The 23,922-nt window shown below is 35.5% G+C and carries 25 protein-coding genes, 1 tRNA gene, 1 pseudogene and 1 riboswitch; of the genes and pseudogenes, 17 read left to right on the forward strand and 10 right to left on the reverse strand.

The window, feature by feature from the left end:
* The first annotated feature begins 6 nt into the window (after positions 1-6).
* Positions 7-849: a fructoselysine 6-kinase gene (locus ACN6NE_RS23410; RefSeq protein ID WP_129709356.1), complete on the forward strand. Its 843-nt coding sequence runs from the start codon at positions 7-9 to the stop codon at positions 847-849.
* 41 nt (positions 850-890) lie between these two features.
* On the opposite strand, the gene ACN6NE_RS23415 is transcribed toward ACN6NE_RS23410, so the two are convergent.
* Positions 891-1,622 (reverse strand): GntR family transcriptional regulator, encoded by a 732-nt coding sequence (locus ACN6NE_RS23415; protein ID WP_013057106.1) that lies wholly within the window; start codon positions 1,620-1,622, stop codon positions 891-893.
* A gap of 294 nt (positions 1,623-1,916) precedes the next feature.
* On the opposite strand from ACN6NE_RS23415, the gene ACN6NE_RS23420 reads away from it, so the two are divergent.
* The 4 genes from ACN6NE_RS23420 (at position 1,917) to ACN6NE_RS23435 (ending at position 4,852) form a co-directional block, all read left to right on the forward strand.
* Positions 1,917-2,936 (forward strand): STAS domain-containing protein, encoded by a 1,020-nt coding sequence (locus ACN6NE_RS23420; protein WP_129709358.1) that lies wholly within the window; start codon positions 1,917-1,919, stop codon positions 2,934-2,936.
* A 188-nt stretch (positions 2,937-3,124) separates the two neighbouring features.
* Complete coding sequence (locus ACN6NE_RS23425) at positions 3,125-3,553, forward strand: SRPBCC family protein (protein WP_129709361.1); 429 nt, start codon at positions 3,125-3,127, stop codon at positions 3,551-3,553.
* Entirely contained in the window at positions 3,554-3,889 is a 336-nt protein-coding gene (locus tag ACN6NE_RS23430) for an ArsR/SmtB family transcription factor (RefSeq protein WP_129709364.1), read from the forward strand.
* Between the two features lie 183 nt (positions 3,890-4,072).
* Positions 4,073-4,852, forward strand: coding sequence for an MBL fold metallo-hydrolase (locus ACN6NE_RS23435; protein WP_129709367.1), 780 nt, complete (start codon positions 4,073-4,075; stop codon positions 4,850-4,852).
* A 71-nt stretch (positions 4,853-4,923) separates the two neighbouring features.
* On the opposite strand, the gene ACN6NE_RS23440 is transcribed toward ACN6NE_RS23435, so the two are convergent.
* The gene (locus ACN6NE_RS23440; RefSeq protein ID WP_306461263.1) at positions 4,924-5,727 is read right to left on the reverse strand and encodes an alpha/beta fold hydrolase; all 804 of its coding nucleotides are present in this window, start codon (positions 5,725-5,727) and stop codon (positions 4,924-4,926) included.
* A gap of 334 nt (positions 5,728-6,061) precedes the next feature.
* On the opposite strand from ACN6NE_RS23440, the gene trhO reads away from it, so the two are divergent.
* Positions 6,062-7,030, forward strand: a complete 969-nt coding sequence (gene trhO / locus ACN6NE_RS23445) for an oxygen-dependent tRNA uridine(34) hydroxylase TrhO (RefSeq protein ID WP_474327521.1) — start codon at positions 6,062-6,064, stop codon at positions 7,028-7,030.
* A gap of 207 nt (positions 7,031-7,237) precedes the next feature.
* On the forward strand, positions 7,238-8,095 hold the full coding sequence (locus ACN6NE_RS23450) for an SMP-30/gluconolactonase/LRE family protein (RefSeq protein WP_129709373.1): 858 nt from the start codon (positions 7,238-7,240) through the stop codon (positions 8,093-8,095).
* A gap of 47 nt (positions 8,096-8,142) precedes the next feature.
* Here ACN6NE_RS23450 and ACN6NE_RS23455 read toward each other — a convergent pair whose 3' ends face one another.
* Positions 8,143-8,862 (reverse strand): vanadium-dependent haloperoxidase, encoded by a 720-nt coding sequence (locus tag ACN6NE_RS23455; protein WP_474327524.1) that lies wholly within the window; start codon positions 8,860-8,862, stop codon positions 8,143-8,145.
* A gap of 152 nt (positions 8,863-9,014) precedes the next feature.
* Between ACN6NE_RS23455 and ACN6NE_RS23460 the strand changes: the two genes are divergently transcribed.
* The 4 genes and pseudogenes from ACN6NE_RS23460 to ACN6NE_RS23475 all read left to right on the forward strand — a co-directional run bounded on the left by ACN6NE_RS23460 (position 9,015) and on the right by ACN6NE_RS23475 (position 12,544).
* Complete coding sequence (locus tag ACN6NE_RS23460; protein ID WP_129709376.1) at positions 9,015-9,377, forward strand: group I truncated hemoglobin; 363 nt, start codon at positions 9,015-9,017, stop codon at positions 9,375-9,377.
* A 141-nt stretch (positions 9,378-9,518) separates the two neighbouring features.
* Positions 9,519-10,960: pseudogene (hpaB, locus tag ACN6NE_RS23465) on the forward strand (4-hydroxyphenylacetate 3-monooxygenase, oxygenase component).
* A gap of 148 nt (positions 10,961-11,108) precedes the next feature.
* Positions 11,109-11,924, forward strand: a complete 816-nt coding sequence (locus ACN6NE_RS23470; protein WP_474327527.1) for a DUF817 domain-containing protein — start codon at positions 11,109-11,111, stop codon at positions 11,922-11,924.
* A 59-nt stretch (positions 11,925-11,983) separates the two neighbouring features.
* On the forward strand, positions 11,984-12,544 hold the full coding sequence (locus ACN6NE_RS23475) for a tubby C-terminal domain-like protein (RefSeq protein WP_474327529.1): 561 nt from the start codon (positions 11,984-11,986) through the stop codon (positions 12,542-12,544).
* A 30-nt stretch (positions 12,545-12,574) separates the two neighbouring features.
* Here ACN6NE_RS23475 and htpG read toward each other — a convergent pair whose 3' ends face one another.
* Positions 12,575-14,452, reverse strand: coding sequence for a molecular chaperone HtpG (gene htpG, locus ACN6NE_RS23480; RefSeq protein WP_474327531.1), 1,878 nt, complete (start codon positions 14,450-14,452; stop codon positions 12,575-12,577).
* 210 nt (positions 14,453-14,662) lie between these two features.
* Positions 14,663-14,741, forward strand: a riboswitch (ZMP/ZTP riboswitch).
* Positions 14,742-14,909: 168 nt separating this feature from the next.
* Here htpG and ACN6NE_RS23485 point away from each other — a divergent pair.
* The 4 genes from ACN6NE_RS23485 to ACN6NE_RS23500 all read left to right on the forward strand — a co-directional run bounded on the left by ACN6NE_RS23485 (position 14,910) and on the right by ACN6NE_RS23500 (position 18,534).
* A complete protein-coding gene (locus ACN6NE_RS23485) occupies positions 14,910-16,109 on the forward strand; it encodes a phosphoglycerate dehydrogenase (protein WP_129709391.1) in 1,200 nt (399 codons plus the stop codon).
* Between the two features lie 124 nt (positions 16,110-16,233).
* Positions 16,234-16,695 (forward strand): hypothetical protein, encoded by a 462-nt coding sequence (locus tag ACN6NE_RS23490; RefSeq protein WP_240702678.1) that lies wholly within the window; start codon positions 16,234-16,236, stop codon positions 16,693-16,695.
* Positions 16,696-16,975: 280 nt separating this feature from the next.
* Positions 16,976-17,518, forward strand: a complete 543-nt coding sequence (locus tag ACN6NE_RS23495) for a DUF6143 family protein (RefSeq protein ID WP_129709396.1) — start codon at positions 16,976-16,978, stop codon at positions 17,516-17,518.
* An 866-nt stretch (positions 17,519-18,384) separates the two neighbouring features.
* Positions 18,385-18,534 (forward strand): hypothetical protein, encoded by a 150-nt coding sequence (locus ACN6NE_RS23500; protein WP_013057122.1) that lies wholly within the window; start codon positions 18,385-18,387, stop codon positions 18,532-18,534.
* A gap of 117 nt (positions 18,535-18,651) precedes the next feature.
* Here ACN6NE_RS23500 and ACN6NE_RS23505 read toward each other — a convergent pair.
* The 6 genes from ACN6NE_RS23505 to ACN6NE_RS23530 form a co-directional block, all read right to left on the reverse strand.
* A tRNA-Ala gene (locus ACN6NE_RS23505) sits at positions 18,652-18,723 on the reverse strand.
* A 106-nt stretch (positions 18,724-18,829) separates the two neighbouring features.
* Complete coding sequence (locus ACN6NE_RS23510) at positions 18,830-19,378, reverse strand: HD domain-containing protein (protein ID WP_474327534.1); 549 nt, start codon at positions 19,376-19,378, stop codon at positions 18,830-18,832.
* 169 nt (positions 19,379-19,547) lie between these two features.
* The gene (locus ACN6NE_RS23515; protein WP_474327536.1) at positions 19,548-20,696 is read right to left on the reverse strand and encodes a site-specific integrase; all 1,149 of its coding nucleotides are present in this window, start codon (positions 20,694-20,696) and stop codon (positions 19,548-19,550) included.
* A 290-nt stretch (positions 20,697-20,986) separates the two neighbouring features.
* Positions 20,987-21,679: a DUF3862 domain-containing protein gene (locus ACN6NE_RS23520; RefSeq protein ID WP_474327538.1), complete on the reverse strand. Its 693-nt coding sequence runs from the start codon at positions 21,677-21,679 to the stop codon at positions 20,987-20,989.
* 176 nt (positions 21,680-21,855) lie between these two features.
* A complete protein-coding gene (locus ACN6NE_RS23525) occupies positions 21,856-22,365 on the reverse strand; it encodes an ImmA/IrrE family metallo-endopeptidase (protein ID WP_474327540.1) in 510 nt (169 codons plus the stop codon).
* Positions 22,366-22,663: 298 nt separating this feature from the next.
* A complete protein-coding gene (locus tag ACN6NE_RS23530; protein WP_335447357.1) occupies positions 22,664-23,023 on the reverse strand; it encodes a helix-turn-helix domain-containing protein in 360 nt (119 codons plus the stop codon).
* A 161-nt stretch (positions 23,024-23,184) separates the two neighbouring features.
* On the opposite strand from ACN6NE_RS23530, the gene ACN6NE_RS23535 reads away from it, so the two are divergent.
* Both ACN6NE_RS23535 and ACN6NE_RS23540 read left to right on the forward strand, forming a co-directional pair.
* Entirely contained in the window at positions 23,185-23,436 is a 252-nt protein-coding gene (locus ACN6NE_RS23535) for a helix-turn-helix transcriptional regulator (protein ID WP_474327542.1), read from the forward strand.
* A gap of 123 nt (positions 23,437-23,559) precedes the next feature.
* Positions 23,560-23,880: a helix-turn-helix domain-containing protein gene (locus ACN6NE_RS23540; RefSeq protein ID WP_474327544.1), complete on the forward strand. Its 321-nt coding sequence runs from the start codon at positions 23,560-23,562 to the stop codon at positions 23,878-23,880.
* Positions 23,881-23,922 lie beyond the last annotated feature (42 nt).

Consider the following 23,922-nt stretch of genomic DNA (forward strand, 5'->3'; position numbering starts at 1 on the left):
AAGCAGATGAAACTAATTGGAGTAGGGGATAATGTAGTAGATTACTATAAAGACCAAGGAAAGATCTATCCAGGCGGCAACGCACTAAATGTGGCCGTATTTTATAATAGATTGAGCAATCATCAGTCTTCCTATATGGGAATCGTGGGGAATGACGAATCGGCAGAGCATGTAGTAAATACTCTGCAGCAAGAAAAGATGGATATTAGCAGAGTAAGAAGAGCTGTAGGAGAGAATGGAATGGCGGTTGTAACACTTGATGAACAAGGTGATCGAATTTTTGTAGGATCAAATAAAGGGGGCGTTCAATCTAGATTAAAACTAATGCTGAATGAATCGGATTTAACCTATATTCGTCAGCACGATCTTCTTCATACGAGCGTTTTTAGTCATTTAGAATCTGACCTTCCACTGTTACATAAAGTCGTTGATATTTCCTTTGATTTTTCTACGAGATACGATGAGGAATATTTACAGCAAGTATGTCCATATATCAGCTATGCATTTTTCTCAGGAAGCAGCCTGCCAGAAGAAGAGTGTATGAATTTAATAAAGCGAGTACACTTGTTAGGAACTAATGTCGTATGCGTGACAAGAGGAGAAGAGGGAGCTTTATTATCAGTCGAAAACCAATTATTTAAACAGCCTATAATTCCTACAAATGTAGTGGATACGCTTGGGGCTGGAGATTCTTTTATAGCTGGTTTTCTTTCTTCTTATCTACCAGAAAAAAACATAGCCAAAGCCCTCCATAATGGAGCATTGGTGGCATCACAAACCTGTCAGAATTACGGAGCATTTGGATATGGAAAAGAATATAATGCAGACTGTGCGATAGTTTTAAAATGAATAAAATAGCGCCTTTGCTTTTAAAGCAAGGCGCTATTTTATTAAGAATTAGAACTGTCTATAGTGAACGTAACGCGATTCGCAGGGTAGTGTAGAAAAGATGAATGAATCGGTCTTTTTTGTGCATCATACGCCACTTTTTCCACTTTAAACAGCGGCTCTCCGACTTCACATTCTAAATGTTTTGCTTCATCCACATTTGCAAATACCATGTTCAATAATTTTTTATTATGAACCGGAGCAATATTGTACTTATTTTTTATAGTATCGTACATTGAAACTGAATTATGGACGTGCTGATCTAAGTGTGGTAACAATTCTAAGGAGTAATGAGAAATTTCTAAGGTAAGAGGCTGGTCGTCATAATACAGGATGCGCTGCAGTTCAAGGACTTCACTTTCTGGAGGAATTGATAACATCTTTGCCACATGAGCTTTTACAGGTTTTATACCAAAAGACAAAATTTTAGTCTGCGGTACTTTCCCTAATTCCGACATATACTCTGTATGCCCATTAACGGCAAACAGCTCTCTCTTAGCTTTTGGATATTGAACAAAGGTTCCTTTTCCTTGCTGACGTATCAGAAGGCCTTCTTCTACTAAATCTAATACGGCTTTTCTTACCGTAATCCGACTTACTCCGTATATATCGCACAAATCCGTTTCAATTGGAAGTTTTTCACCGGGGGTATAAACTCCTTTATTAATATCTTCTGTAATAGCCTGTTTTAACTGCATATATAAAGGCGTAGAGCTATGAGTATTTAGCTTCATCTTTTTCCTCCTCTTTTCTAAATACTTTCTTTTCAATATAATTATATTATAACGTAATGTGATGTTATATTACAATTTGCTTTTATTCCTTTTTATCATGTATGTTTGATACAAAAGAAAGAAAGGTTGGCGAATTCAAAGTTCTATAGCATTCACCTTTCTTTTTCATTAATTGAAAACATGGGTAATGGTTAGACAAGCAATAGAAAATATGCAACAATTTTTATTACCAGCTTCTTCAACATAAGATAAAATATAAAGAAGGTAAGAACTTTATAAAAAGGAGATTCCGCCATGGGTGAAAAAAAGAGTATTGATATAGGTGGTCTTAGCTTTGCTTGGGATTTAGAAAAGGGACAATTTAGCTTTGAAGGAGAAGATGCGATCCTTTTTTGGATTTCTTCCGCGATGAAAACATTGTTTGACACAATCGAAGAAATATCTGGGGAAGAGGCAGCTTCTGTAGTACTGGAAACCACTGGTTTCCGACAAGGATTAGTAGTAGGAGAGTACTTTCAAAATATGAAAGGCGTAACGGTTTTTGAAGCGGCTGAGTTAATTACAAATACATACGCTTCGGCTGGATGGGGAAAAACCACTATCAAATATTTAAATCCTGAAAGTAAAACTCTATCTGCTGAATTAAAAGACAGTTGGGAACATAAAATTAACGTGGCGCAAAAGAAAACAAAGGGAGGAAATTTTCTTCCGGCCCATTATGCAGGGATTTTTACAGGACTATTCGGAACAAACATTTGGTACAAGGTGATTCAACATCAAATAGAAGGGCATGAATGCACCACAGTAGAATACTTCCCTTCCAACATTGATATCACTCAAAATATTCATCAATTAGCGAGAAGAAAAGAAGCGCAGAAAATAGAACATTTGCAAAACATTGTAGCAGAAAAAACAGCAGAGTTAAAAGATCTTATTAAAAAGCTTTCTTCTCCTATTATTCCGGTTTTGGAAGGCATAGTCGTCGTTCCTTTGATTGGCAAATACGACGAGGATCGAACGGAAGATTTGATTGTCAATACATTAAATAACCTCCCAAAACATCAGGCTAATTATCTTGTGCTGGATTTAACCGGATTGGATAAAGAACTTACTGAATATACGGCAAGTCTTATTGAAAAATTAGGTGCAGCAGCGTCCCTGATTGGTACGAAAACAATTTTAGTAGGAATTTCTGCTGACTTAGGCTTAGTTATATCAGAGACCCATATTGATTTATCAAAATATGATTGTTTTCAAACATTGCAGCACGGCATTCATTATGCATTGGCACAAAGCGGACGAAGCATCGTTTAAAAGATATATTTGAAATATAACAAAATGCACTCATTCAGCATCATAACAAATCTCTTTATCAAAGAACGGAAATGTATTGAAGGATTTCATTTTTCAAAAGAGGAATTGACATAACACCAAAAGGTGTTATATTATTTTTATATAAAACCTTTTGGTGTTATTTTTTAAAAAGGAGAATGAAGATAACGATGAATGATAAAAGTGTAGTAGAAGATGTAAAACAGACGATAATATTTAACGCGCCGATTCAAAAAGTTTGGGATAAAGTAGCAACCGCCGAAGGGCTCCAACAATGGTTCATGCCTAATGATTTTCAGCCTCAGGCAGGATATGAATTTCATTTGCAATCGCCTTTTGGACCATCTCCGTGTAAAGTATTAGAAATAGATGCACCAAACTATCTTTCTTTCTCTTGGGATACGGATGGATGGGTCGTTTCGTTTACCTTAAAAGAAATGGGTAATCAAACTGAATTTACGCTTATTCATAGCGGGTGGAAAGAAGCTGAAACACTTCTTGAAAAAGCAAACGAAAAGAGTTCAGTGGTACGAGATAGAATGAGCTACGGGTGGATTAGTCTCGTAAATGAAAAACTTCGAAAGGTTGTTGAAAACTAAATGACTTCATCAGCTGCCAAGCATGATATCTTTCAAGCCATTGCTGATCCTACTCGACGAAAAGTACTTGAGCTGCTTTCTGAAAAAGAATTGCCTATATCAGAAATAACGTCTCATTTTTCAATAAGCCGTACCGCTATTGTCAAGCATCTTCATATACTTTCAGAAGCAGACTTAGTCCATGGACAAAAAATTGGCAGAGAAAAAGTGTATTATCTTCAGCCAGCGCCTTTAAAAGAAGTAAAAGATTGGCTTTCTTACTACGAGCAATTTTGGACGAACAAATTATCTATTCTTCAGCATATAGTTGAAAGAGATGAAGAAAGAAATCAATAGAAAAAGCATAAAAACGTTTTTTATAGGGAATATAGCAAAGCCAGTCGTTAAAAAGACTGGCTGTTTTACATAAAAGCTGGTTTTATTCTAGAAGGACAAATAAAAGAAAGATGCAGAACAACATAGGACATTTCTTGAAATAAAAATATAGACCTTTAGAAGAAAAAAGGGGGAAACAGAGCAATGAACAAGCTTTTATTTTACGGGACGAGCGATGCTCAAGGAGTGCCTCGATTATTATGTGACTGTAAAGTATGTACACAAAAAGATCAATTAAATCAGCGCACAAGGCCTAGTGCACAGTTTACAATGGACGGTAACGTGTTTTTGATTGACGTATCACCTGATTTTAAACATCAATTTCATTTATACAATAACAAAAAAATCCCTTCTACCGTTTTTATTACTCATCCTCACAATGACCATGTGGCTGGTTTAGGAGATTTAGCTGATTTATGCTACTGGAATAATGTAAATACAGAAGTCGTAGGAGCACCTGAAGTCATCAGCGAGTTAACCGAAAGATTTCCTTATCTCGCAAAAAGAAAAGGGCTTACCTTTAAAGGAACGTTAAAATGGGATAGCGGAGAAACAACCATTACGTTTCATAAAGTAAATCACGGATTTAACGGTCATTCCTACGGCATTGTGGTTCATCAAAAACAAGGCGAACGCTGGGCATATGTATCCGATTCTTTTAATGTGACAAAAGAACAGTGGCAGCCCTTTTACCACTTAGATTTACTAATATTTGGTGCATCTTTCTGGAAAGAATATCTTCAAAAAGAAAAAAGATCCGTATATGACGTGACAGAGGCAATGGAGATCAAAGCGAAGCTACAGGCCAAAAACATGGTGTTTACTCATTTATCACATGATATCGATATCCCAAAGCACGCCGAGATGCTCTCAGATGAAAACGTAAGCTTTGCCTATGACGGACGCGAGATTTTGTTACCCTAGATAAGTAATACATAAACGCATAAAAGGTTTAATTTAAGAAAGCAGCGGAGGTAAAGCGCTGCTCCCTTAAATTAAATATGCTCGATAAAGTCGCTCACAACTTTATTAAATCGGTCTCTTTCTTCGAGAAAAGGGCAGTGGCAGCTGTTCTCAAAAACTTCAAGTACAGAACCTGAAACCAGCTTTTGAATATGTCTTCCAGCTGCTACCGGAATGAGCTTTTCTTCTTTTCCAAAGCACAGGAAGGTAGGGATTGTAATAAACGGGAGAAAATCTCGATAGTCCACAATGGATTGATCAAACAAAATAGAACTGGCTATCGACTCAGGCATTTTCGTTACTTCTTTCATAATCCAATGTTTATCTTCTTCAGTTAATTCATCCTTAAACATAAGCGGAATAAAATTTTCTAATGTACTTGTTCGATCAAGCTGAATACCCTGCATAAGCGAAATAAGGGCAGGTAAATCAAATGCACCGATCGGAAAGTCGGGCCATTTAAAGTCTGAAGCCATTTCATCTACAATAATATTCCCTTTTACATTTTCTTCACCAAATTGTTTCAAATATTCCCACACAACAAAAGCACCCATCGACCAGCCTACTAATATGACGTCTTTTAATTGATGAGTGTTTATAAACTCATGCACATCACGAGCATAAGTGGAAATTGTATGGCCGTATGGAGTATGACTTGAATTTCCATGCCCTCTTAAATCTAAAAGAATAGTTTGATACTGTTTTGAAAAAAAAGAAAGCTGGTTATGAAAAAAACGACTGCTCATCCAAACTCCGTGAATGAAAATAATAGGTGTTCCTTCCCCTTGTTGTTCATAGTACAAAGTTGCACCGTCTTTTAATGTATAAAAAGGCATCATTTTCGCCCCCCATCTCAAAGATTTATATCTCATCATGTATGCGCGGGAAAATTCATGTAGAACGTATCGCGTCAATAAAATTTTTATTGAAGAACAAATCCTAGAAGTGAACTCTTTGATATGTTATACTATTACAGGCTTAAATACTGTATGTTTTTGAAACAATCATTCACTGTAATACTTTTTAGATAGAAGCATCCTTATAAAAAGGATGTTGTTTTTGTCGTAATGTACCTTTAAGTAATGAATTGTTACCATCAATTCGGTTCACAATAACCGACCTACATGCATTATATCTTGCAAATATAAACAGATAGGTGGAAGAAGCAACATGACTGAAAGAAAACCATATCAAGTACTACTATATTATTTGTACACTCCAATTGAAAATCCTGAAGAGTTCACAGCTCAACACTTGGCATTTTGTAAAGAGCTTGAATTAAAAGGACGCATTTTAATTGCGGCTGAAGGGATCAATGGAACGGTATCAGGAACAGTTGAACAAACAGATAAATACATGGAAACGATGAAAAATGATCCTCGTTTTGAAGGTATTGTATTTAAAATAGACGAAGCAGATGAACATGCATTCAAAAAAATGCACGTTCGTCACCGCAAAGAATTAGTGACTCTTCGATTAGAAGAAGATGTGAATCCTCTTCGCGTAACGGGTAATTACTTAAGCCCAAAAGAATTTTATCAAGCGATGCAAGATGAGAATACAGTCGTAATTGATGCACGAAACGATTATGAATACGATTTAGGTCATTTCCGAGGAGCTGTTCGTCCGGATATTCGAAACTTCCGTGAGCTTCCTGAATGGATTCGCGACAACAAAGATCAGTTTGAAGATAAAAAAATCTTAACGTACTGCACAGGCGGTATTCGCTGTGAAAAATTCTCCGGATGGCTTCTTGAAGAAGGTTTCGAAGATGTAAGCCAGCTTCACGGAGGTATTGTAACATACGGAAAAGATCCGGAAGTACAAGGTGAACTATGGGACGGTCAGTGCTATGTATTTGATGAGCGCATCAGCGTACCAGTTAACCAAAAAGAGCATGTGATTGTCGGAAAAGACCACTTTACCGGCGAGCCTTGTGAACGCTATGTTAACTGCGCAAACCCAGAATGCAATAAGAAAATCTTAGCTTCTGAAGAAAATGAACACAAATATTTACGCGCTTGTTCACATGAATGCCGAGTGAGCCCTCGTAACCGCTATGTAAAAGAACACGGTTTAACAGAAGAAGAGTTTGCAGCATGTGTTAAAGAGTTAGAAAAAGACCACGTAACTTTATAATAAAAAAAGCAGCACGCTTTGTATAGCGTGCTGCTTTTTTTATGAAAAGATTCTCTTAGAACCTGGTGTTTAAAGAATGTCATACAACGGGTATTTATGAAAAAGGAAAGATATTCCTAGCTTTTTTTATTTGTTTAAAAGAATATTTTTTTGAGAAAGCGATTATAAAAAAATGGTTGTACATAAAAACGAAAAAGGAGCTTAAAAATGGAAGCGAAAATTGAAAAAAAGTACGATGGCCGTTTGCTTGAAGGACCCCTATGGGATGAAGAAAATCAAAAATTAGTACTAGTAGACATCTTAGATAAAAAGCTTCTTACGTACGATCCAAAAACGACAACCTTAGAAGATATTGCTCTTCCTTCAGTCGTTACAAGCGTTTCTAAAACCAATCATTCAAAGTTGATTGTCTCCACCCGTAATCAGCTGCTTTTAGTTGATAAAAACAAAAAAAATCATGAAGAGTATATCCGTTTAGATACTCTTGAAAAAACCATGCGTTTTAATGACGGGAAATGTGATCCATATAATCGCTTTTGGATTGGAACGATGAGTGAAGAAGATGAAGAAGGAAAAGCCCGGCTGTACGTAGTAGATGAAAAAGGTGTAATTAAGAGCGCTAAAGAAGGATTAAGCGTGTCAAACGGGCTAGCTTGGAATCGAACAGGAGACAAATTCTTTTTGGTTGATTCACCGAAAAATAAAATTATGTCTTATTCATTTTCTAAAGAAACAACAAGGCTCGAAGATGAAAAAGTGGTGATTGACCTTTCAGATATGGACGGGTTTCCTGATGGAATGACAATTGATGAGCAAGACCGGTTATGGGTAGCGCTTTGGGGAGGTTCGAAAGTTATTTGTGTAGATCCAGATAAAGGAGAAATTATAGAATCTATTCATCTTCCTGTTTCCAATGTAACCTGCTGTACATTTGGAGGAGACGATTTACAAACCCTATTTATCACCACAGCTAAGGAAGAAGAAAAATACGAAGAAGCTGCCGGCTCTCTTTTTTCATGCCGAGTAGGAGTAAAAGGCGTACCTGCTTATACTTACGTGTATTAAGTTATAGAGTGGTGATGAAAATATGATTACGCCAAAAGGTATCTTTATTAAGCGTAATCACTGCGTGCGTTTTGAGCTTCCACTAATTTTACAATTATGTCTCCTATTTGTCGTCCTAATCTTAGTCCTTGGTCATTATCAACTTTAAAGTGCACACCTGCATATAAGCGGGACTGCGCACTCTCTTCCATCCATTTTTTTAAGGATGTTGTTTCTTTTGGGAAAAAATGACGCAATAAATTTTCTGAGCACCCAGCGATGGTGGCATGGGCGGAAGGGTAAGAAGGAAAGCGTGGCGTTAATAAGACAGGAGGTAAATTCTGTTCATACTGGTTAGGCCTTGCAACATCCCAAAGGTATTTTAAATACCAAGTAATGATAAACGTATCATTTATAGCTGCATGGAAATAGCCTAAAATTCTAGCTGTATGAGGAGACCCAATCCTATACTTCTCACATAAGCTGAAAATAGTGGTTGTAATCTTTGCGCTTAGTTCGCCAGTTCCCCAATATTGTGCAATTCGGATTTGTTCAGGTGTAAGTGCTTTTAACGTTTGTTCTACAAAGGTTAATTCCTTTTGCCAGTCGATAGCATCTGGACTTTTTATTTGCCAATGAATTAATTGGTGAAAAGGGTCCAAAAACGTACTATTCTGTTCTTTAGACATAAAAAACATTGGCCAAGAACCAGGAGTTGCGGAGCCTTTAGGCGGTTTTTTTTCACCGGGATATGGATATTGAGTCCACTGTCTATAATTCCTTTGCACTGCATTCACTCCCTTTAAATTATATGTTTTTATTCTTTATGAGGAAAAGGAATAAAATATGACGATAACGAATTTCCATAAAGAAGCCTTTTAAAGAATATGAACACTTCTATTGGGTAATAATGGGGAAAGGTACAAAAGGAGGAATTGTTTTGGAACAAACATTGTATGAAAAAGTGGGCGGACAAGAAGCTATTGAAAAAGTAGTTGATTATTTTTATTCTGAGCTCGTGTTAAAAGATGAAACGGTCAGTCACTTTTTCGAGCATACAGATATGGATAAACAGCGTCGACATCAAGCCAAGTTTATAAGTTTTGCCTTAGGTGGACCGAATCAATATTCAGGAAAGTCGATGGCCAAAGCACATGCAAATATGAATATTCAACCCGAACATTTTAATGCAATTGCTAAGCATCTTCACGATGCACTTGCTCACTTTCATGTTGAAGAGAATGATATTGACCAAGCATTAAGTAAAGTTGAATCCCTAAGAAATGATATTCAATATAAATAAAGCATAAAAAAGAGAAGGTTATTATAACCTTCTCTTTTTTATGCTAAACCCCGTGGGGGATGATGGAAACATGGAAAGACATCGTAATATGATAAAAATGCAATAGGTAAAAATATTTATTGAAAGTCTGGGAGTGGGAGTATGTCAGCAATTAATGGGAAGCAATACGTAGAGAGGATTAATCAATTAAAAGCAAATGTATGGTTTGATGGCAAGCTCGTAACAGGCGATATATCAGAACATCCGGCTTTTAAAGGAGCCATTGACAGTCAAGTCAAGCTAAGCTTTATGATCTTCAGCATGATAAAAAAATCAAAGATATCATGACATACCAATATACGGATTCTAAGTAATTTATTGGTGCATCCTATTTACAGCCTAAAACAAAAGAAGAGTTAAAAAAAAGACGAGAGACGACTCAGCAATGGGTGCAATTAACCCATGGTATGATGGGAAGAAGTCCAGATTATATGAATACCGTATTGATGGCTTTTGCATCCTCTGCAGAACTCCTGAGAGGAACAGAAAATTGCTTTCCTGAAAACATCATTTCTTATTATGAATATGTGAGAGAGCACGATTTATCGCTCACTCATACATTCATCGATCCTCAAGTCAATCGAATCCAATTTTATTACGAGCAAAACGACGAACCGATAGCAGCAAAAATAGTTGATAAAAACAATGAGGGAATCGTTATCCAAGGCGCGAAACTGCTTGCTACACAGGGTAGAATGACGGATGAGCTACTCGTACTGTCTTCAGCGGGCATTCAAGGGAAAGAAAAAGAATTTGCTTTTTCGATTCCAAGTAATACAAAAGGAATTAAATTTATTTGTAGAGAATCATTTGCAGGAAAAGATTCGACGTTTGATTATCCATTAAGTTCTAGATTTGAAGAAATAGATACAATTGTTGTCTTTGACCATGTATTAGTACCGTGGAACCGCGTGTTTTTCTATGAAAATGTAGACGTATCAAATACATTTCTTTCTTCTAGTTCCTTCTCAGCTTTTGCTCTGCATCAAGTAACTTCAAGGAGAATTGTCAAAACAGAGTTTATATTAGAAATTGTACAATCTCTGATTGAAACCATTAACATTACGGACTATCCGCATGTGCGAGAAAAAGCAACAGAGCTTATTATTGCGTTAGAAACGATGAAAGCTCTCGTGATGAAAGCAGAAGAAGAAGCGGAGATTGATCCATGGGGATACATGCGTCCGAATGAAACTACACTTCGTATTGCCGCAAATATATTTTCAAAAACATATCCTACCTTTACAGAGATTATCCAGATTTTAGGTGCAAGCGGACTAATGGCAATACCAACAGAAAATACGTGCCGCTCATTGGTTAAAGAAGATATTACGCGTTATTTGCAAGCTAAATCGAGAGGGGCAGAAGATCGAATTAAGCTTTTTCGACTTGCGTGGGATTTAACTATGAGTCCGTTTGGCACAAGAGAAACACTGTATGAACGTTTTTTCTTTGGAGAGCCTGTACAGTTAACCAGTTATCTGTACTTATCCTACGATAAAGAGCGCTATGTACAGAGAGTCACCGATTTTTTGGAAAGTTAACGGAGAAAACGAATCTCCGCTGGGTATGGTAGTTTAGTTACAAAAACAGCGGAGATGCTTATTGAATAAATTTGAAAAATCTGCAATAATTTTCATGGAATCATTTCTGTGAAAATACTAAGGAATACTATAAAGATAGGATGTTACAATGAAGCAATTAATCTATTTTGGTTTAGAACAAGCAAAATCTTGTGTTTTTCCTGTTATCATTTTTCTTACATTGGCCATGACAAAAATAATTGAAGTACCGTTCATTTCCAGATCTGACCTTATTTTATTAGTCTGTCTAGGAACTCAAGTTTTAATGGTGATGTTTAAACGAGAAACGCTTGATGAAGTAAAAGTCATCGCAATATTTCATTTAATTGGACTAGCGTTGGAACTCTACAAAGTTCATATGGGCTCATGGAGCTATCCGGAAAAAGCTTTTACTAAAGTCTGGGGAGTTCCGCTGTACAGCGGATTTATGTATGCTAGTGTAGCCAGCTACATGTGCCAAGTGTGGAGAAGGCTTGAATTAAAGCTTACGAATTGGCCTTCTACGTGGATCGTCAGTATACTAAGTATGGCTATTTACCTTAATTTGTTCACGCATCATTTTATTTACGACTTCCGCTGGTTTTTAAAACTTTTTACTTTACTTATTTTTTATCGAACTTTTGTATATTTTACGGTTAACAAACGTACATATCGCATGCCTTTAGTATTGTCTTTTGTACTGATTGGCTTTTTCATTTGGATCGCTGAAAATATCGCAACATTTTTCGGGGCATGGCAGTATCCAGATCAACAGCAGCAGTGGACAATGGTTCATATAAGTAAAATTAGCTCTTGGCTTCTTCTTGTGATTGTTAGTTTCTTGATTGTTGCTTTACTAAAGCATTTAAAAGAAAATCAAAGCCAATTTAAACAAAGGGAGAAATCAAAAGAAACAAATGAAACAAATGAAATATATGAAAGATAGAAACATAACTATGTACATACACGCTGTTAATATGAAGTGCAGAATCTTTGGAGGCCTATATGCAAGAATATATTTTTTATCTTCCCTATTTTAAATCAGCGGGGAAGACCGTAGCAGTTACAAATAAAAATGGAGAAAACGTCGGACAGCTTAAGAGAATGCATAAAAATATGTGGACGAGAAGTATTGATTTTTTAACTCGTGATGGACTTCCAGTGTTAGATTCTATCTCTTGGTTTCCTATCTTTTCCTGCGGCTTAAAGGTACATTTACAAGTTCAATGGGAAGGAAGAACGGTGCTTATTGATCACGTGAAAAAACACCGGTGGGTGATAAAAGAAAATGGAAAAACAGTGGGGGATCTATTAGGTAAAGGAATAATTAAAAACGAAGGAGAACAAGAAATTAGATGGGGAAATAACGTCTACATGTTAAGCAGTCATGAAGCCGTAGAGGAAGCTTGTATTTTTAATCAAAAAAGAGAAAAAGTCGCAGAGTTTAAATCAGACCTTTTTCATTTTAAAGAAGGCAAACACTCAATAAGAGTAATAGAAGAACTGCCCGTACCCATTTTTATCGCTTCTTACTATATAACTAATTTTATTATGCCATACATATAATCAGGCGCAGAATGATTCTGCGCCTGATTTTTATATCATGATTTTACAAATATCATTTGTGAATTCAACGGGATCACTAATAGATAAGCCTTCAATTAGAAGAGCTTGGTTATATAATAAATTTATATAAAGGTCTAATTTCCCTTTATCACTTTCAAATGCATCTTTTAAAGAAGCGAATACATCATGATTTACGTTAATTTCTAACACTTTCTCTGCTTTTACATGCTGATTGTCAGGCATAGCACTTAAAATTTTCTCCATTTCAATCGTTACTTCACCATCAGCTGATAAGCAAACGGGATGTGTTTTTAAACGTTTAGAAGCGCGCACATCTCCTACTTTTCCCGCCAAAGCTTTTTTCATATAGTCAAATAGCTCTTTACTCTCTTTTTCCTCAGACTCATTGAGCTGTTCTTCTTCTGTTTCAATCCCTAAGTCACTGCTTGAAACAGATTTAAATTCTTTTTCTTCGTACACCATTAACATTTTAATCGCAAATTCATCGATATCTTCTGTAAAATACAGAATTTCGTACCCTTTATCTGCAACCAATTCTGCTTGAGGAAGCTTTTCAATTCGGTCGTACGATTCGCCTGATGCATAATAGATATACTTTTGATCCTCAGGCATGCGCGATACATACTCATCTAGTGTTACGAGCTTTTTCTCTGTAGAAGAATAGAATAAAAGCAGGTCTTTTAATACGTCTTTGTTGCTGCCAAAGTCACTGTAAACGCCGTACTTCAGCTGGCGGCCAAAAGATTCATAAAACTTCTCGTACTTTTCACGTTTGTTTTTAAGCAAGCTTTTTAATTCATTTTTGATTTTCTTGCCGATGTTTTTGGCAATCAGCTGAAGCTGGCGGTCTTGCTGCAAAATTTCACGTGAAATATTAAGAGATAAATCTTCAGAATCTACCATACCTTTTACAAAGCTAAAGTAATCTGGAAGAAGATCTGCACATTTATTCATAATTAAGACGCCGTTTGAATACAGTTCAAGTCCTTTTTCAAATTCTTTTGAGTAGTAATCAAACGGACTATTTTCTGGAATAAATAAAATGGCATTGTAGCGAATCGTTCCATCCACATTAATATGAAGGTGAGTGAGCGGTTTATCAAATCCGTAGCGCTTTTCTGAATAAAACTGCTCATAGTCTTCTGAAGTCAATTCATTTTTGCTTTTCTTCCAGATCGGTACCATACTGTTGATAACTTGCTCTTCTGTATAATCTTCTAGCTCGTTATCAGAACCTTCTTTAGGACGTTTTTCCGTTATGTCCATTTTAATCGGGTAGCGGATAAAGTCTGAATACTTTTTAATGATCCCTTTTAAACGATACTCTTCTAGATACTCATCATATGTTTCATCTTCTGTATTTTCTTTCATTTTTAAAATGATTTGAGTTCCAACCGTTTCTTTTTCGCAAGGTTCGATTGTATAACCATCAGCACCAGTAGATTCCCATCTATAGGCTTCATCGCTGCCTAATGCTTTACTAATCACCGTTACGACATCTGCCACCATAAACGCTGCGTAAAACCCAACGCCGAATTGGCCAATAATGGTGTGCCCGTTCTTTGTTTCATTTTCGTTTTTAAACGCAAGAGAACCGCTTCTCGCAATTGTGCCCAAGCTGCTTTCAAGCTCTTCTTGCGTCATGCCAATTCCAGTATCCGTAATGGTTAAGGTACGGTTAGTTTTATCTGGTGTTACTTTTATGTAATAGCTTTCTTTGTTAAAACGCAAGGAGTCGTCTGTTAAAGCTTTGTAATAAATTTTATCGATTGCATCGCTTGAATTTGACAGAAGCTCTCTCAAAAATACTTCTTTTTGAGAATAGATGGAATTAATCATCATCTCTAATAATCGCTTTGATTCGGCTTTGAATTCTTTTTTTGACATAAGAAGTTCTCCTTTCCAAATAGGGCTTATAAAACAATTAGCACTTGATTGGATAGAGTGCTAATCACTCTTCTTATTTAACATGTATTAGGGTATTTGTCAATATATTAGGAGATTCACTAAAGAGATTAAAAATTAGACTGAAAAAAGCAAACTTTTAAAAAAAGGTTGAACGTTCTGAAAGAGTTTGCTAGAATATACTTAATTTCAAAGACTATATGTGACTGGCGAAACGCGGATAACCGTGAGGAAGCATATAGTGACGTAGCCGTTCGCCTGGGCAGAGGTAAGGGATTAATACATATCTCTTACCTCTTTCTGTTTAGGGGGAGAGGATATAGAAGTTACCAAACATGTAGGCTAAAAAACCAGACTTTTAAAAAAATTAAAAATGAAGTTCCTTTATCCAAGGGTAAAAACATGTAAAACTACGATGATAATCAGAGGAGAGTACAAAATGAGCACATTAACATTAGAAAAAGTACAAACAATCAAAACATTAAACAACATTGCACAAAAAGGTCTAAATGTTTTTAATCAAGAAGGTTATCAAATTGACAACGACAGCGAAAATCCAGATGCGATTGTCGTGCGTAGCTTTAACATGCACAGCATGGCGTTTGACCAAAATTTAAAAGCTATTGCACGCGCTGGAGCAGGGGTTAATAATATACCGGTGGACGCTTGCACGGAGCAAGGTATCGTTGTATTTAATACGCCAGGAGCTAATGCAAACGCAGTAAAAGAAATGGTTTTAACTACAATTATGGCTTCTTCTCGTAACTTATTTGCTGGAGTTGAATGGACAAAAGGGTTAGATGGCCAAGGTGATCAAATTCCTAAGTTAGTTGAAGCAGGCAAAAAACAGTTTGTTGGAAAAGAAATCAAAGGTAAAACGTTAGGCGTTATTGGTTTAGGTGCAATTGGTGCTCTTGTAGCAAACGATGCGCTTGATTTAGATATGGACGTAATTGGCTTTGATCCATTCATTTCTGTTAATACAGCTTGGAATTTGTCTCGCAACGTACAGCGTGCAATGTCTCTAGAAGAACTATTTGCAGCATCTGACTATATTACGGTTCACGTTCCGTTAACGGACGATACGAAAGGTGTTTTCAATAAAGAAACGTTTAGCATCATGAAACCAGATGTTCATATTTTGAACTTCTCACGCGGTGAGCTTGTAAACGAAGAAGATATGAAAGCTGCTCTTGAAAGTGGAAAAGTTGGTCGATACATTACAGATTTCCCAAATCAAAATGTCTTAAACATGAAAAATGTTGTGCCAATTCCTCATTTAGGCGCATCAACTCAAGAATCAGAAGAAAACTGTGCGGTAATGGCAGCACGTCAAGTGAAAAATTTCTTAGAAACAGGAAACGTTAAAAATTCAGTGAACTTCCCGAATGCATCTCTTCCTTACACTGGGAAAAAACGCGTAGCTGCTTTCCATCACAACGTGCCGAATATGGTAGGACAACTTACGCAAGTATTCTCAAACTACAATTTAAACATCGCAGATATGGTGAACAGAAGCCGCGGTGAATACGCGTATACAATGATCGATATTGACAATCAAGTAAGTGACGAGATTGTGCCTGAGCTAGAAGAAAACATTGGTCAAATTGAAGGAATTATTACAAGTCGTATTATCTAATTTAGTTACCATCATATTTTAGTGTTTCAGCCCTAACTTTTCTAAGTTAGGGCTGTTTTTACATGGTGTTTATCTTCATATCGTTTCCTTCATTCCCATAGCATATAGAAATACCTTTAAAGAGGTGAACGTTTTGTCAGGAGAAATGATAGGAATTTTGATAGGGTCGCTCATCGCGCTGGCAGGAACATTCATTACGTCTGTCGTAGCTATAGCGATGTCGAAAGAGCAATACAAACAAGAGCTTCGCAAAGCATTTATCCAAAAGAAAGTTGATGCCTATACTCATGTGTGTCAAGTTATTCTATCTATAAAAAATGATTTACTGACAATAACCGTTTCTTCAGCCGGATTAAACTGGACGGCTCAATCTATTAACAAACTAGCAGATGTGTGTATTACGGAAGGACTATGGATTGATGAAGAAGACAGCAAAAAGCTGGAGGTTCTGCAGAAGCAGCTTTCAAAGTTTGTATTTGATGAAATAGAACTGTCTAGACATGATATCCTCACAACCTGTTATGAAATTGTTGAATATTGTGAAAAAAAGGTAAGGATTCTTCATTGTATGACTACAAAAGAATAGGTGATTACTACTTTAAGAAGTGATAGTAGAAGTATTAAAAAAGAATCGGAATATAAAATCAAAAAACAATTCGTTTATACACCAGCAGTCGACGAGGGCATTAATAAGGAAAAGGCTAAGAGGAAATTTTATTTTGTAAAAGCGATAGGAAAAGATAGGCTCCGTACCGAGTCTATCTTTTTGTGTTTATATAAAGATTAAAGATATTTATAAATGCATGTGTCCACGCATTTATAGAAAAACCTTATAAGATAATATAGTACAGAAAGGAGATGATTGTATGTCGAATTATGAGTCGAGCAAACCGTATATTAAAGCCGTTAATATACCTAATCCTTTATATCAATCTTTAAAAGGAGACTATTTTGTTGGACAAACTGTGCCTATTCGTGTTGGTGGAAATAGAAATGCTTGGGGAGGGTTAGTTAACCCTTCAGGCTCCGGAGTAGGTTTATTTGTAGATGCTTTTACTATCACTAACTATTCCAACGAACCTTTTACTGCTGAAATTTGGTTTAATTCTATCCCGCCTGGAAAAGGAACAACTTCAGATAATGTGAATCCAGCAAATACTACAATACGTTCAAAGCCAAAAGGGAAAATTAAATTTGCAGAAATGGTAAAAAGCTTTCCTGCTAAGAGGGTAAACGTATTTAACCGTGTTGTTCCGCCGAAAAGTACATTAGTAAGTGATGAAGACGGCAAATTTATCTTTCCAAACAACGGTTCATACGTTATTTTCCTAATTTCTCCGGGAGATAAAGAAATTAAAGCTGAAATTGCATATGGATGGTTTGAGAAAAAGCGTAAGAAGGACTGTTAACTGAATAGGTCTTAGCGATTGTATAAGAAGTGTATGAGCTATTTCACATTTAATACAGTTCTTAACAAACAGTAAGTGTCTATAAAAAGAACTTTGCAGCAGCATACAAAGTTCTTTTTTATAGCTTGCGTTTTTTCGTTCGATTGTGGATATCACCAAAAAAAACAAAGCAAGTAAAAGTATAATTCCAACTACACAAGCGATTTGAATGATATTTAAAAATGTTGCTGACTAAAGGATTAAAGCGATAATACATAAAACTAAGCCACCTATTACCTAGTACAATAGCAAAACACATAACACTATATAAAAAACAAGGCCGTATTTTTTATATAGCATCAGGGAGGAAAGCAAAAAGACGACTGTTATAGAACAAATGCCACATACAGCTGATATACTAATCACTTCTTTGTAGAATGAAATAACCTTTTTGTCCAGGGTATAAGTATGCTTAACATCTCACGTTAATGTCTAAATTCACATTATCTTAAATTTCAATTCATACTGGCTTCATATAAATTAATCATACTGAATGTATTAATGAAAGATATGAGGTGGAATAATGTTAAACAAGCTTCTTAAACTATTTACACAAGAAACCGAGATATCTAAAGATAAAGAAGTAGATCTCCACGAAGAGAACGATTTTTACGAAGTTTGTGATGATCATTTCATTATAGATGAGTATTAGAAACCCTGCAAAATGGTGCAAAATTCAAAGAATTGACTGAGTATATCTGTATAAACAGTAATTGCACAAGGGTCGTAAAAGTATACTTTTACGACCGATTAATATTGATAAATTGCTTTTCACATGAAACAATGTGAAAAAAATGGGTATCCTAGAAGCAAAAGGAGGGAATAGAATGGGCAAAGAACCAAACGATGAAACAAGTGAAGGGCTGAATCAGCTTTTTGAAATCATCAATGCAAAAGGCGACGAGGGCGAACTTAGAGAAATTGTCAGCAGGAGCAGTGAAAAGAATAATCATAAAAATCATGAGGATCAATCGTAAAAAGAAAATAAAAAACCTCTTCATGGAAATCATGAAGAGGTCAGATGAAATAGTATTGCAACCATTCCATCCTGCAGAGTTTTAAAGTATTTTAAACTCTTGATACGACTGGTTTTATGGAACTGATGGGATTCGAACCCACGACCCCTTGTCTGCCAGACAAGTATTCTCCCACTGAACTACAGTCCCGATTATGTAGAGCCTTTATTGCGTGATGACTCTACTACATTTTAATACGTATGCCGCGCATTCGCAATAGTTATTTTCAGTGTTTTCTAATTTCTTCATATAAATATTAACTTCTAAAAAAAGCATTTACTTCTTGTTTATATGTATAAAAAAAACTTGGAATTCGGCTTGGTTCCAATCCTTTTACAGCGTATTTGCTGATGGATTCGTAGTACCATTTCTGCTTTTCGAATCCTCTTTTAAAGCTATTCCAAACCGTATCTCCTTGCTGATCGTAGCTTTCTTTTAAAGACCGTAAATTGTCTAATTTATCTGCTACAATTAAAGATTTCACTTCAAGAGAACCAGTTTTCACAATTTGAATTGTATGCTGTTTACGTTCTTCCCAGCTTTTTGATTTGTTTTCTGTATGAGCTTCAACAATCCCTGCTACCTCTAAACCAAATCTTTGTACAATTTCTTCGAGTGTTACACTTGTATCTTCTACAGCATCATGCAGATAAGCTGCTGCAATTACTTCTTCACTAAAACCCGCTTTTTCTAAAATATTACCTACGTTAATAGGGTGAACAATATAAGGTTTATCGGACAGCTTGCGCATTTGGCCGCTATGAGCGTGTTCTGCATACCTACGTGCTTCTTTTATTAAAGACATCATATTCCTCCACTTTTTATTCAGTATATCTTCATATTATTAGTATGAAGTACATACCTTTAATAATTTTGAAATAACAACGTTTTTTAGTTGTTTTTTTTTATGTTGACCACATTTTGACCACATTTATTAGAAGTTGGTAAACGGCGGGGAAGTAACCAATTGCCGATTAGCTATGTTCTTGCATGTATTCACTGAATTTCTTAGAAGCATTATTTTTCATTTTATTTGTTACGTGAGCATAAATATCTCCAGTCATTTTAATACTAGAGTGTCCTAGACGTTCTTGAACTTCTTTTAGACTTACACCAGCTTCTAATAATAAAGTAGCATGGGTATGACGCAAATCATGAAAACGGAGTTTAGGAACACCCGATTTTTTGATAATACGATTAAAGATTTTGGCCAGTGTTGCAGAGTTTATGGGTTGTCCATTCTTACGGCTAAAAATGAGATTTTCAGCACTATATTGAGGTCCATATAGCAATTTAAGTTCGTTCTGTCTTTTTTTATTTTGCATTAATATATGCAATGTTTCATCATCAAGTTTAATTATACGATTAGAGGACTCTGTTTTGAGAGAGCCATAGGAATAAGTTCCTCTAAGGTAGGTTTGATTCCGTTGAACATGAAGGGTACCATCCGTAAGATCAACATCTTCCCATTTTAACCCTAATACTTCTCCTCGTCTTATTCCAGTATAAACACAAACAAAAAATAATGCGAAGTAGTGTAGATCCTCATCCTTTGCAAATTGTAAAAAACGATGGATTTCCTCTCTTTTCCATACTGTGTACTTACGCTTTCTCTCTTTAGGTAGATCAACTTTGCGTAAGGGATTCTTTAGAATTAAATCCCAATCAATTGCTTTTTCTAGGGAGGTATTCAAGATATTATAAATATATTTGATATATCTCTCTGAAAGTTCTTGATCTAAAAGGTGATTGAAAAATTTTTGACACGCAGTTCCGTTTAAATCCCTTAGTGCTAGGTGACCTAAAATGGGGAGTATACGAAAGTTAATCACATTTTGATAGTGGTCAAAGGTAGTATCTTTAACTTTGCGTTTAGCAGCCATTTCAAGCCATTTAGGTAGATACTGATTTAGAGTCATTTTGTTATCTATAATGTTTAATCCGTTTTCTAATTGTGTTGATAATTCTTTTGCTGCATTTTCTGCTTCTTTTTTAGTAGCAAAGCCTCTTCTTGTTGTTTGTTTACGTTTTCCGGTTAGTGGATCTACACCAGTTTCAATGGTAAAAGACCATGTATAGCCAGATTTTGCTTTCTTAGATGGTACTTTGCGAAAATAAGCCATTTAATTCAAGCCCCCTTAAAAATATTATTTAGAAGTTATATGATTAAACAAACACAGTTAGTTATAACATAAAAACCACCTCCAAGAAGGGAATGTACGTTCGTTTTACTAGCCAAATAAATACTTCCACAAATACATTTAGTTTGTCCATCTAAACATAAGGGAAGTATCTATATGTATACATATAAAGTATCCTGACATAAATCTACATGATCAATCTTTTTAACTTCACTGGTGAAAGAAAAGCCCTATTTAAAGGGCTAAATTTTTACTCGCTGTATGCAGACTCTTTATTTCAGTCCTATTTGAGTTTTATTCATTAGCTTATCACCTTGGAACATGAACGAAGCATTCGCACCAAGATCGCCTTCACCAGTATAGGAAATCATGATAGTGTAAAGACTTGTTCCTTTTTCTCCGGACTCTGAAGCAACTTCGCCTTCTCCACCAACAATTTTAGTAACTTCTTTGTAACTCATATTATTCTGTATCTTGTCGAATTCACTTTTCGTGATTGTAACATCGGAGTTACCACCCAAACCGAATTGTGATTTATTCATTAACTTATTGCCTTGGAACATCATTGAAGAGTTCGCACCAAAAGACCCATCAGCTTCGAATGAATACATTACTGTATATAGAGGGGTTCCTTTTTCCCCAGATTCAGAAAGAAGCTCACCTTCGCTACCGATGATTTTCACAACTTCTTCATACGTCATACCGTCTTTAATCTGTTCAAATTTTTCTTTAGTTAAAACTCCATCATCTGTTGACTCAGTCGTGTCTTCACTTGTTTCTGTTTTACTATTTGTTACTTCAGTAGCATCGTTAGAATCAGTTGCTTCTTCTTTTGTAGGCTGTGTACTTGCTGTTTCAGATGTGTCTTTATTTTCTTCATTTCCGCTTGTAGCAACTGCAATCACGACAATTAAAGCTATAATTCCGATGAAGCCCAAACAGCCAATCTTAAAAATTTTTTTCATACATCTTACTCCCTTATATAAAGTATTTATGTATATAGGCTTAATAGCCTGTAACACCTGAAAATAATACTAGATAATCAAATCTCTCATTATAATAATATACAACTAGTTAATTATCAAAAAAATATAAAAATAAGATATTTTTCCAGTAAAAAAGAATAAAAAAATATATAGGATTAATATCTTGACATTACTGGGAGTAAAGCACGAAATAGACATCCTCTTCTATGAGCTTGCCTTATCTGAATAGACTCAATTCTTTCCTCACAAATGTCAGTAGATACCCCAAAAACTTCACCAGTATACTCAACATCTTTGAAATTTATATAAGAGAGCATGTGATAAGGGATAGCTAAATATTTTATGAAATTTTCAGCTTGATTTTCTTGAAGTTCACGTAGAGGAATTGGCATACCTTTTCTTTGTCTGCCTTCATGCATCAGACCATGACATAATTCATGATGAAAGTTTCTTTTTAGATCACGTCTAGATTCTTTTGATAAAAACAAGACAATAGTTCCATCAATGTTAACGGAATAATTTTTCCCATTCCTAATAACAATTTCAACCCCAAAACATTTGGATATATTGGAGATAGTTAAATCTGCCGGAGTTAATATACCTTTTTTTATGTATTCATTTGAGATCCATTCCTCTAGGTGGGTGGGTACATATTCTAAATCCACTTGCAATACACTCCTTAAAAAATAGCAATAAGAGAAAGTATGTTCTTATTTCGAGTAAAAAAATAGGGCAATTTAGCACAAAGAAGAACACGGACGAATCCCAATCACTTTCTCAATCACTAAAAGCCTTTAAACTCTTATGTATCAAGGGATGTAACAATTATAAAAAAGAAAAATCTCAATCACTTTCTCACACTAATCCCAATCACTTTCTCAATCTATATTAATAACAGCATTTATTAATAACAACAATATAACAAGAAAGAAGAAGCGAGCAAAATACTATTAATACTTTTGATTAAGAATCCTTTTCGCTACGCTTCTTTTTTTTGGCTAATAAGAATTCAGCATATTCTCTGACTTCTTCTTCAATCTCCTCAAAATCTTCTTCAGAAAGACTATCCATATCATAGAACCACATGCCTTGAACTTTTTCTTTCCCTTCAGCATATTCGTGACGTCCCAAGATATAATCTACTGAAACATCATAGAGATTGGCGATTTTAACAAGCATTTCACTATCTGGTTGACGTAAACCATATTCCCAGTTTGCATAAGTAGAAACGGTTTTAATTCCTAGCTTCTTAGCAACTAAAGATTTAGTCCAACCTTTTCGTTCTCTTAAGAACTCTAATCTTTTACCGGTCATATTTTCCATAATTAACACCTATTTTTCATTTTATGTGTAAATTTTAACACGTTGCGAATATAAAAAATAACTTTTTACACAAAAAGAATAAAAAACCATTGACTTACTCACTTTGTGTAAGTTATTATAAACTCAATAGTTACACAAAACGAGTAATTGGGGTTGAGGGAATGAGTCTACAGAAATTAAAAGAAGCTCGATTGGCACAAGGTATTTCGCAAACATTTATGGCAAAAAAGCTTGGTTATAGTTATCCAAGTGGTTATGCAAATATCGAAACTGGTAGGAACAAACTTAGTCTTGCAAATGCTAAAAAAATAGCAGATATCCTTCAAATGGATGTTAACGAACTTTTTTTCGAAAATAAGTTACACGAAATGAGTAATATTTTTCCCTCTCCAGGAGGCGATCTCAAAATATGACCTGGCAAGAGTTAATTCAATATTGGTTCGTAGTGACAACATCTAACATCTTCATTTTGGGTTAAGTATCTACCTGTTACAAGAATCTATTAAATCAGTCAAACGAAAAGGTGGTATTCGCAAATGGGTAATTCAATCAACGTCTCTATCGACATGGCGCCGCTTATGGAACGATTAGAAAATCTTGAAAAACGCTTAGAAAGAGCAAATTCATATAACAGTGCTTGGGAATCATGCCCACCACTAATGTCTGTAAAACAGACAGCTGAGTTCCTAGGAGTTAGTGAAAGCCAAGTCTATGTTTTATCTCGTCGCAAAGGATTCCCGTGTACTAAAGAAATCGGCGGATTAAAAGTAACTACTCACATGCTTAAAATTTGGGTTGAACGCCACACGGAATGGGTTGAAGATAACACTAATTTTTTTAGTGAAAACGCTATGTAATAACGGGTTTCTAGTATAAGGGTAACATGCAAATAAGCCATA

This window comes from Priestia sp. 53B2 (assembly GCF_056099005.1).